Annotated in this window: 2 protein-coding genes; one reads left to right on the top strand and one right to left on the bottom strand. The window is 72.7% G+C overall.

The annotated features are described in order from the left end of the window. Window positions 1-54 precede the first annotated feature (54 nt). Window positions 55-396 carry a hypothetical protein gene (locus MJ797_RS25010; protein WP_239341921.1) on the bottom strand — a complete coding sequence of 114 codons (342 nt, stop codon included), beginning with the start codon at window positions 394-396 and terminating at the stop codon, window positions 55-57. Between the two features lie 68 nt (window positions 397-464). Here MJ797_RS25010 and MJ797_RS25005 point away from each other — a divergent pair. Further along, on the top strand, window positions 465-1315 hold an 851-nt coding region (locus MJ797_RS25005), incomplete at its 3' end, for a transposase (protein ID WP_239341919.1).

Below are 1315 nucleotides of genomic sequence, written 5' to 3'. Positions count from 1 at the left end.
CCCTCGTCTTTCGCACTTTCGCTGCCTTGAGCGCCTGTGAACGGTCGAACGCTGTCAGGGGTGAGAGCTCGGACCCGCGTAGAGGATGAAGGCGTGGTCGACGCCCTCCTCCGGGGTGCCTGTCCTGGGCCCGAACGAGGCGGGTAGTTCGGACTCGGTGTACCGTTCGCCGCTGACCAGGTAGATCGCGATGGCCCAGCGGTCGGCGGATCCCTGGTAACGCAGCCGCAGGATCGGGGTGGGTTCGCGGCGGCCGGGCAGGACGGCGGAGACGTAACAGAACTGGCCGCGGTGGCGCACGACGGGCTCGCCGAGCTGGGGCCAGCCGCGGGCGACGTGGGCGACGACCCGCCGGGTGACGGCGGCCCGGGTCTGCTGGTCGGGTGTGTCGGGCACGCCGTTCATGATGGACGCGCGGTGTGCCGCCTGCCGGGGGCGGCAGGCGGTTTCGGTAGGTTCCCGCGGTGACCGTGCCGGCGTCCTGGGCTGCCATGCTGGAGGTGTTCCGCCCGGTGTTCCGCCGCCGGGGGACGTTTGTGCTGTTCACGGTGCTGGCCACCGGGATGGTCGGGCAGACCGGGCGGCGCAGCGTGGTCGGGATGCTGTCGGGGGCACGGCTGGCCGGGACGGTGTCGTTCCATGCCGCGTGCCGGTTCTTCTCCCAGGCGGTGTGGGACGTCGACCGGCTGGGGCTGGCCGCCGCGCGGTTCGTCGTGCAGCGGCTGCTGGGCGAGGACGCGCCGATCACCGTGGTGGTGGACGACACGCTGTTCAAGCGGTGGGGCCGTAAGATCCACCACGCGTTCTGGACCCATGACGGGGCGGCTCAGGGCGGCAAGAAGATCGCACGGGGGAACCGGTGGGTGGTGGCCGGGATCGTGGTCCGGCTTCCCTTCTGCACCGCCCCGGTGTGCCTGCCGGTGTTGTTCCGGCTGTGGGCGGGCAAGGGCAGCGCCAGCCCGGTCGAGCTGGCCGGCGAGCTGCTGGGGCTGGTCGCGGCCGAGTTCCCGGGCCGCGTCGTGCACGGGGTCGGCGACGCCGCCTACCACGGCAAGCCGCTGCTGGTGGCCGGGACCACGTGGACGACCCGGTTGCCGGCCAACGCCGCACTGTACGACCTGGCCCCGCCGCGTACCGGCAGGCGCGGCCGGCCCGCACTCAAAGGCGCCAAGCTCGGCCGGCCGGCCGACGTGGCCGCCGACGTCGCCTGGGAGAAGGTCACGGTCGTCCGGTACGGCCGCACCGAGTCGGTCTACCTGGCCGAGGTGCGGTGCATCTGGTACGGCAGTTTCGGCAACGCCGCCGGCCGGTGTGT

Source organism: Protofrankia sp. CiP3 (genome assembly GCF_917627345.1).
GTDB lineage: Bacteria > Actinomycetota > Actinomycetes > Frankiales > Frankiaceae > Protofrankia.
Note: the sequence above shows the minus strand (reverse complement) of the source record. Positions and strands in the feature narration are given on the sequence as shown.